A 6980-nucleotide genomic window follows, 5' to 3' on the forward strand; every position below is an offset into this window, starting at 1 on the left:
CACCTCGTCCGGGTTGAACGTGATGGCTACGTAGAAGTAGGTGAAGAACACGATCAGGAGGAAGTACAGCGCCATGTACAGCGGGTGGTCGCCACTGGTCAGGTACGTGGTGATCCAGTTGACCCACTCGGCCGGAGCGGTGCCGTCCTGGGGGGTGTTGAACTGTGCGATCAGGCTGGGCAGGTAGAGCATCGAGGACGCGAAGATCACGGGGATGACACCGGCCATGTTGACCTTGATCGGGATGTAGGTGCTGCTGCCGCCCAGCGTGCGGCGGCCGACCATGCGCTTGGCGTACTGCACCGGGATGCGACGCTGCGACTGCTCCACGAAGATGACCAGCGCGACGACGACGACGCCCATGGCGAGCACGAAGGCGAACACCGTGGCGCCCTGGGTGCGCAGGATCTCACCGAGCGAGGTCGGGAAGCCGGCGGCGATGGCGGTGAAGATGAGCAGCGACATGCCATTGCCCACGCCCTTCTCGGTGATGAGCTCGCCCATCCACATGATGAGGCCGGTACCGGCGGTCAGCGTGATGATCAGGAGGATGATCGTGATGATGGAGTCGTCCGGGATCAGGGGCACGGGGCAGTTGCCGAGCAGTGCGCCGGAGCGGGCGAGCGACACGAGGGTGGTCGCGTTGAGCAGGCCGAGCGCGATCGTCAGGTAGCGCGTGTACTGGGTGAGTCGGGACTGGCCCTGCGCGCCTTCCTGGTGCAGCTCCTGGAAACGGGGGATGACCACCCGGAGCAGCTGCGTGATGATGCTCGCCGTGATGTACGGCATGATGCCCAGCGCGAAGATGGAGACCTGCAGGAGGGCTCCGCCGCTGAAGAGGTTCACGAACTGGTAGAGGCCGCCCTCGGTGTTGCCGAGTTCGAGGCACTGCTGCACGTTGCCGTAGTCGACCCCGGGAGCGGGGATGAAGGCCCCGAGACGGAAGATGGTGATGATTCCCAGCGTGAACAACAGCTTGCGCCGCAAGTCTGGCGTCCGGAATGCCCGGCCAATAGCGCTAAGCAAGCGTCCTCCTGAAGGTCTGTTGGTCCTGACGCGGACCGTACACAACAACCGAGTCTAACGGTTGGTCACCGGTGTGAGAGAACCGGCGTGGAGCAGGGGTGGCCTCAGCCGAAAAAAGACCCTCGGTGGGCAGGTCGAGCCTGCCCACCAAGAGTCTAGTTCCAAAGTGCCGTGGATCACAGCCGCCCCTCCCCCGGTCCCGCCGGGGAAGGGCCGACCAGGAACCTACAGCTCGGTGACGGTCCCGCCTGCGGCGACGATCTTCTCTGCAGCGGATGCGGAGAAGGCGTCGACCGAGACGTTGACGGCCACGGTCAGCTCGCCGGTGCCGAGCACCTTGACGGGCTGGTTCTTGCGGACGGCACCGTTCGCCACCAGGCTCTCCACCGTGACGTCGCCGCCGTCGGGGTAGAGCTCGGAGAGCTTGTCCAGGTTCACGACCTGGAACTCGACGCGGAACGGGTTCTTGAAGCCGCGCAGCTTGGGGAGGCGCATGTGCAGCGGCAGCTGGCCGCCGGCAAATCCTGCCTTCACCTGGTAGCGGGCTGCAGTTCCCTTGGTTCCACGGCCGGCGGTCTTACCCTTCGAACCCTCACCACGGCCGACACGGGTCTTCGCCGTCTTGGCTCCGGGTGCGGGACGCAGGTGGTGGACCTTCAGTGCGTGGACGCGCTCTGCTTTTTCCTCGGCTGCGGCGGGAGCCGCAGTGTTGTTCTCTGCCATTACTTGGCCTCCTCAACCTTCAAGAGGTGCGGAACCGTGTTGATCATGCCGACAGTCACGGCATCCGCTTCACGGACCACGGTGTGGCCGATCCGCTTCAGACCGAGCGACCGCAGCGTGTCGCGCTGGTTCTGCTTGCCGCCGATGGCGGACTTGATCTGTGTGATCTCGAGCTTCGCCGAGCTCACGAGCACGTTCTTCGGAGTGATCGCGGTCATCACGCACCTGCCTTCTGAGCTGCAATCGCGCGCAGCATCTGGTGGGATGCGACCTCGTCGAGGGGCAGGCCGCGGCGGGCCGCGACTGCCTGGGGCTCCTCGAGGCGCTTCAGCGCGTCAACGGTCGCGTGAACGATGTTGATGGCGTTCGCGGAACCGAGCGACTTCGAGAGGACGTCGTGGATGCCGACGCACTCCAGTACCGCACGCACCGGACCGCCGGCGATGACGCCGGTACCCGGGGAGGCGGGACGGAGCAGGACGACGCCGGCTGCTGCCTCGCCCTGCACCAGGTGCGGGACGGTGCCACCGATGCGCGGGACGCGGAACATCGTCTTCTTGGCTTCCTCGACGGCCTTCTGGATGGCGGAGGGGACTTCCTTCGCCTTTCCGTAGCCGACGCCGACCATGCCGTTGCCGTCGCCGACCACCACGAGGGCGGTGAAGCTGAAGCGGCGGCCACCCTTGACGACCTTTGCGACGCGGTTGATGGTGACGACGCGTTCAATGAACTTGTCCTTGTCGTCGTTGCGGCCGCCGTCGCGCCCGTCACGGCCACCACGGCCGCCACGCTCGCCACCGCGGGAGTTGCCGCCACGCTCGCCACCGCGGGTGTTGCCGCGGCCACGGTTCGCGTCGGCCGACGCGTTCTCAGTTGCGCCTGCAGCCGGAGCTTCGGCTGCGGGCTGCTCTGTAGCCGTATTCAATGGGGCTTCCTTTGCCTTGTTCTCCTCGGTCACAGTGCCAGCCCACCTTCACGTGCGCCGTCTGCGATTGCTGCAACGCGACCGTGGTACTTGTTACCGCCGCGGTCGAAGACGACTGCTTCGACGCCGACGGCCTTGGCACGCTCTGCAACGAGTTCGCCAACGCGCTTGGCCTTGGCGGTCTTGTCACCGTCGAATGCACGGAGGTCCGCTTCGAGGGTGGAGGCTGATGCTACGGTCACGCCCTTGGTGTCGTCGACGACCTGCACGAATACGTGGCGGGCCGAACGGTTGACGACCAGGCGCGGACGGACGGCCGTCCCGGAGACGCGCTTGCGTACCCGGAGGTGGCGGCGTCCACGCGAGGCGGACTTGCTCTTCGAGCTGCGCTTCTTGTTGATGCTCAGACCCATGGTTACTTACCAGCCTTTCCGACCTTGCGGCGGATGATCTCGCCTGCGTAGCGGATGCCCTTACCCTTGTACGGGTCAGGCCTGCGCAGCTTGCGGATGGTTGCAGCGACCTCGCCGACCTGCTGCTTGTTGATGCCGGCGACCGAGAGCTTGGTGGGGCTGTCGACGGTCAGCGTGATGCCCTCGGGAGCCTTGACGGCGACCGGGTGGCTGTAACCCAGGGCGAACTCGAGGTCGCTGCCCTTGGCCTGCACACGGTAACCCGTGCCCACGATCTCGAGGTTCTTCTTGTAGCCCTCGGTGACTCCGACGATCATGTTGGAGATCAGCGTGCGGGTGAGGCCGTGGAGCGACCGCGACTCGCGCTCGTCGTTCGGGCGGCTGACGGTGAGCGTGCCCTCGTTCAGGGAGATCTCGATGGGGCTGGGAACCGTGTGGCTCAGCTCGCCCTTCGAGCCCTTGACGGTGACCTCGCTGCCGTTGACATTGACCTCGACACCGGCGGGAACGGTGATGGGGAGACGTCCAATACGTGACATTTTTCTTTCCCTTTCCCGTTACCAGACGTAGGCGAGGACTTCCCCACCTACACCCTTCTTGGATGCCTGGCGGTCCGTGAGCAGACCGGAGGACGTGGACAGGATGGCGATGCCGAGGCCGCCGAGCACGTGGGGCAGGTTCGTGGACTTGGCGTACACGCGCAGGCCGGGCTTGGAGATGCGGCGGATGCCGGCGATGGAGCGCTGGCGGTCCGGTCCGAACTTGAGGTCGATGGTCAGCTTCTTGCCGACCTCCGCTTCCTCTTCCTTCCAGCCGGCGATGTAGCCCTCGGCCTTCAGGATGTCCGCGACGCGGGCCTTGAGCTTGCTGTACGGCATGGACACGGAGTCGTGGTAAGCCGAGTTTGCGTTGCGCAGACGCGTGAGCATGTCTGCGACAGGATCTGTCATTGTCATGTGGGCTCTTGCCCTTCCTCGAAACGGTTTCCGGATTCCGGTCGGCACTCAGGGTGCCGGCTGGAGCGGACCTGCAACGTAGTTAGATTAATCTTCGGATTTGAAGGGGAAGCCAAGCGCCTTGAGGAGCGCGCGGCCCTCGGCGTCGGTCTTGGCGGTGGTGACGACGGTGATGTCCATGCCACGTACGCGGTCGATCCGGTCCTGGTCGATCTCGTGGAACATCGACTGCTCGGTGAGACCGAACGTGTAGTTCCCGTTGCCGTCGAACTGCTTGCCGTTGAGGCCGCGGAAGTCGCGGATACGGGGCAGGGCGAGAGAGATCAGGCGGTCCGTGAATTCCCACATGCGGTCGCCACGGAGGGTAGCGTGTGCGCCGATGGGCATTCCTTCGCGGAGCTTGAACTGCGCGATGGACTTGCGTGCCTTAGTGACCTGTGGCTTCTGGCCGGTGATCGCGGTGAGGTCCTTGACGGCCCCGTCGATCAGCTTGGAGTCCTTAGCGGCGTCGCCGACACCCATGTTCACGACGACCTTCACCAGGCGCGGGACCTGGTTCACGTTGGCGTAGTTGAACTCTTCCTGCAGGGTGGCCTTGATCTCGGACGCGTAGCGTGCCTTGAGGCGGGGAAGAACCTTGGTCCCTGTGGTTTCGACAGTCATTACAGATCCTTCCCTGATGACTTGGCCACGCGGATGCGGACGACACGCTCGCGGCCGTCGCGCTCGACGGTCTCGGTGCGGTATCCGACGCGGGTCGGCTTCTTGGTCTCGGGGTCGACGACCGCGACGTTGCTGATGTGCACGGGCGCCTCGACGACCTCGATGCCACCGGTCTTGGTGCCGCGCTGCGACTGCCCGACCTTGGTGTGCTTCGTGATCCGGTTGATGCCTTCCACGAGGACGCGGTTGGTCTCGGGGAACACCTTCAGTACCTTGCCCTGCTTGCCGCGGTCTCCGCCGCGTTCCTGCTTGGCTCCGGTGATGACCTGCACGAGGTCACCCTTCTTGATCTTGAGCTTTGTCTTCTGTGCCATGGACTACAGCACCTCCGGCGCCAGCGAGATGATCTTCATGAAACGCTTGTCGCGGAGCTCGCGACCGACAGGGCCGAAGATACGGGTACCGCGTGGGTCGCCGTCGTTCTTCAGGATCACTGCTGCGTTCTCGTCGAACTTGATGTAGGAACCGTCCGCGCGGCGGCGTTCCTTCTTGGTGCGGACGATGACCGCCTTGACGACGTCGCCCTTCTTGACGTTTCCGCCGGGGATCGCGTCCTTCACGGTGGCGACGATGACGTCGCCGATGCCTGCGTAGCGGCGCCCGGATCCTCCGAGAACGCGGATGGTCAAGATTTCCTTGGCCCCCGTGTTGTCGGCGACCTTTAGCCGCGACTCCTGCTGAATCACTTATTACTCCTGTCGTCGCGCCGGTTCTCTCGTCGAGCCTTGCGGAACGGATATGGGTGGGCCCCGTAATACTGGTACTCAGCACGTGCACGCCTGGGCGCGCGGCTGCGCGTCGATCTTCTGCACAGTGGATTTCGTGATGAACAAGATTATCGGGCTTTTGCCTATTTGCCCGGTGTGAAGGAAACCCGTGAGGGATGCCCCGCAAGCCGAAGTCCTGGGCAGGAGATCCTGCGGAGATACCTCGTGAGGGCATGCGCCAGCCCACCAGACAGACAAGGTACTAATCGTATCGCGACAATGCCCCGGACGCGAAATCGCGTCCGGGGCATCGTCGGTGGAGCCGGCGGCCGGCTCCGGGTCGTGCTGTGGTGCTACTTGGCCTTCTCGATGACCTCGACCAGGCGCCACCGCTTGGTGGCGGACAGGGGCCGGGTCTCGCTGATCAGGACCATGTCACCGATACCGGCGACGTTCTGCTCGTCGTGCGCCTTGACCTTGGAGCTGCGGCGAAGCACCTTGCCGTACAGGCCGTGCTTCACGCGGTCCTCGACCTCGACCACGATGGTCTTCTCCATCTTGTCGGAGACGACGTACCCACGGCGTACCTTGCGGTAGCCGCGCGAGTCGGCGCCGTGGACGGCCTTCTCGGTTCCTACGGTCGTCTCGCTCTGCTGCTCACTCATTTGGCGTCCTCCTCAGAAGCCTCGGTGTCCACGGAAGGTTCGTCCTTCGTGGAGGCCTTCTTGGCTTTCTTGGGCTTGTCCGCCTTCGCGGGCTTCGCTTCCTCGACGGGAGCGACGACCTCGGGGCGGATACCCAGTTCACGCTCACGCAGCACCGTGTAGATGCGTGCGATATCGCGCTTGACCGAACGAAGGCGACCGTGGCTTTCGAGCTGGCCGGTGGCCGACTGGAAACGGAGGTTGAACAGCTCCTCCTTGGCCTTGCGCAGTTCTTCCACCAGGCGGTCCTTATCGAAGCCGTCCAGCTGGTCTGTTGCCAGTTCCTTTGAACCCAGAGCCATAACTATTCACCACCCTCACGACGCACGATGCGTGCCTTCAACGGCAGCTTGTGGATCGCGAGGCGCAGGGCTTCGCGGGCTACCTCTTCGGAAACACCGGACAGTTCGAACAGAACCCGTCCCGGCTTGACGTTGGCCACCCACCACTCGGGCGAACCCTTACCGGAACCCATGCGGGTCTCGGCAGGCTTCTTGGTCAACGGGCGGTCCGGATAGATGTTGATCCAGACCTTGCCGCCACGCTTGATGTGGCGGGTCATGGCGATACGAGCGGACTCGATCTGGCGGTTGGTGACGTATGCCGGGCTCAGAGCCTGGATACCCCACTCGCCAAAGCTGACCTCGGTACCGCCGGTAGCAGCGCCGGAACGACCCGGGTGGTGCTGCTTACGGAACTTGACTCGACGTGGGATAAGCATTTAAGCCTGTCCTCCTTCAGTCGCAGCGGGAGCTGCGGCGGTCTCGGCGGGTGCCGCGGCACCCTGGCCCTCGGAGCGCTCG

The 6980-nt window shown here is 64.4% G+C and carries 13 protein-coding genes; all 13 read right to left on the reverse strand.

Annotation, left to right across the window (positions count from 1 at the left end):
* On the reverse strand, positions 1-1026 hold a 1026-nt coding region (gene secY, locus CVO76_RS08895), incomplete at its 3' end, for a preprotein translocase subunit SecY (RefSeq protein ID WP_244185836.1).
* A 225-nt stretch (positions 1027-1251) separates the two neighbouring features.
* Positions 1252-1749 (reverse strand): 50S ribosomal protein L15, encoded by a 498-nt coding sequence (gene rplO / locus CVO76_RS08900; protein ID WP_133082417.1) that lies wholly within the window; start codon positions 1747-1749, stop codon positions 1252-1254.
* The gene (rpmD, locus tag CVO76_RS08905) at positions 1749-1967 is read right to left on the reverse strand and encodes a 50S ribosomal protein L30 (protein WP_133082577.1); all 219 of its coding nucleotides are present in this window, start codon (positions 1965-1967) and stop codon (positions 1749-1751) included. The genes rplO and rpmD overlap by 1 nt, the downstream gene beginning before the upstream one ends.
* Positions 1967-2674 (reverse strand): 30S ribosomal protein S5, encoded by a 708-nt coding sequence (gene rpsE, locus CVO76_RS08910; RefSeq protein WP_133082416.1) that lies wholly within the window; start codon positions 2672-2674, stop codon positions 1967-1969. The genes rpmD and rpsE overlap by 1 nt, the downstream gene beginning before the upstream one ends.
* A 29-nt stretch (positions 2675-2703) precedes the next feature.
* Positions 2704-3087, reverse strand: coding sequence for a 50S ribosomal protein L18 (gene rplR / locus CVO76_RS08915; protein WP_087076881.1), 384 nt, complete (start codon positions 3085-3087; stop codon positions 2704-2706).
* Between the two features lie 2 nt (positions 3088-3089).
* Positions 3090-3626 carry a 50S ribosomal protein L6 gene (gene rplF, locus CVO76_RS08920; protein WP_133082415.1) on the reverse strand — a complete coding sequence of 179 codons (537 nt, stop codon included), beginning with the start codon at positions 3624-3626 and terminating at the stop codon, positions 3090-3092.
* A gap of 18 nt (positions 3627-3644) precedes the next feature.
* Positions 3645-4043, reverse strand: coding sequence for a 30S ribosomal protein S8 (gene rpsH / locus CVO76_RS08925; protein ID WP_043440638.1), 399 nt, complete (start codon positions 4041-4043; stop codon positions 3645-3647).
* An 87-nt stretch (positions 4044-4130) separates the two neighbouring features.
* On the reverse strand, positions 4131-4706 hold the full coding sequence (gene rplE / locus CVO76_RS08930; RefSeq protein WP_133082414.1) for a 50S ribosomal protein L5: 576 nt from the start codon (positions 4704-4706) through the stop codon (positions 4131-4133).
* Positions 4706-5080 carry a 50S ribosomal protein L24 gene (gene rplX / locus CVO76_RS08935; RefSeq protein ID WP_133082413.1) on the reverse strand — a complete coding sequence of 125 codons (375 nt, stop codon included), beginning with the start codon at positions 5078-5080 and terminating at the stop codon, positions 4706-4708. The genes rplE and rplX overlap by 1 nt, the downstream gene beginning before the upstream one ends.
* Positions 5081-5083: 3 nt before the next feature.
* The gene (gene rplN / locus CVO76_RS08940; protein WP_049829173.1) at positions 5084-5452 is read right to left on the reverse strand and encodes a 50S ribosomal protein L14; all 369 of its coding nucleotides are present in this window, start codon (positions 5450-5452) and stop codon (positions 5084-5086) included.
* 374 nt (positions 5453-5826) lie between these two features.
* On the reverse strand, positions 5827-6138 hold the full coding sequence (gene rpsQ, locus CVO76_RS08945) for a 30S ribosomal protein S17 (protein ID WP_133082412.1): 312 nt from the start codon (positions 6136-6138) through the stop codon (positions 5827-5829).
* The gene (gene rpmC, locus CVO76_RS08950) at positions 6135-6479 is read right to left on the reverse strand and encodes a 50S ribosomal protein L29 (RefSeq protein WP_133082411.1); all 345 of its coding nucleotides are present in this window, start codon (positions 6477-6479) and stop codon (positions 6135-6137) included. The genes rpsQ and rpmC overlap by 4 nt, the downstream gene beginning before the upstream one ends.
* Before the next feature lie 2 nt (positions 6480-6481).
* Positions 6482-6898 carry a 50S ribosomal protein L16 gene (rplP, locus tag CVO76_RS08955; RefSeq protein WP_049829176.1) on the reverse strand — a complete coding sequence of 139 codons (417 nt, stop codon included), beginning with the start codon at positions 6896-6898 and terminating at the stop codon, positions 6482-6484.
* Positions 6899-6980: the final 82 nt, after the last annotated feature.

The organism is Arthrobacter agilis (assembly GCF_002953615.1).
GTDB lineage: Bacteria > Actinomycetota > Actinomycetes > Actinomycetales > Micrococcaceae > Arthrobacter_D > Arthrobacter_D agilis_B.

Bases quoted from the DNA above. Each gene is read 5' to 3' on its own strand.
- rplO (WP_133082417.1), bottom strand. From the start codon at position 1,749: ATGGCAGAGAACAACACTGCGGCTCCCGCCGCAGCCGAGGAAAAAGCA.
- rpmD (WP_133082577.1), bottom strand. From the start codon at position 1,967: ATGACCGCGATCACTCCGAAGAACGTGCTCGTGAGCTCGGCGAAGCTC.
- rplR (WP_087076881.1), bottom strand. From the start codon at position 3,087: ATGGGTCTGAGCATCAACAAGAAGCGCAGCTCGAAGAGCAAGTCCGCC.
- rplF (WP_133082415.1), bottom strand. From the start codon at position 3,626: ATGTCACGTATTGGACGTCTCCCCATCACCGTTCCCGCCGGTGTCGAG.
- rpsH (WP_043440638.1), bottom strand. From the start codon at position 4,043: ATGACAATGACAGATCCTGTCGCAGACATGCTCACGCGTCTGCGCAAC.
- rplE (WP_133082414.1), bottom strand. From the start codon at position 4,706: ATGACTGTCGAAACCACAGGGACCAAGGTTCTTCCCCGCCTCAAGGCA.
- rplX (WP_133082413.1), bottom strand. From the start codon at position 5,080: ATGGCACAGAAGACAAAGCTCAAGATCAAGAAGGGTGACCTCGTGCAG.
- rpsQ (WP_133082412.1), bottom strand. From the start codon at position 6,138: ATGAGTGAGCAGCAGAGCGAGACGACCGTAGGAACCGAGAAGGCCGTC.
- rpmC (WP_133082411.1), bottom strand. From the start codon at position 6,479: ATGGCTCTGGGTTCAAAGGAACTGGCAACAGACCAGCTGGACGGCTTC.
- rplP (WP_049829176.1), bottom strand. From the start codon at position 6,898: ATGCTTATCCCACGTCGAGTCAAGTTCCGTAAGCAGCACCACCCGGGT.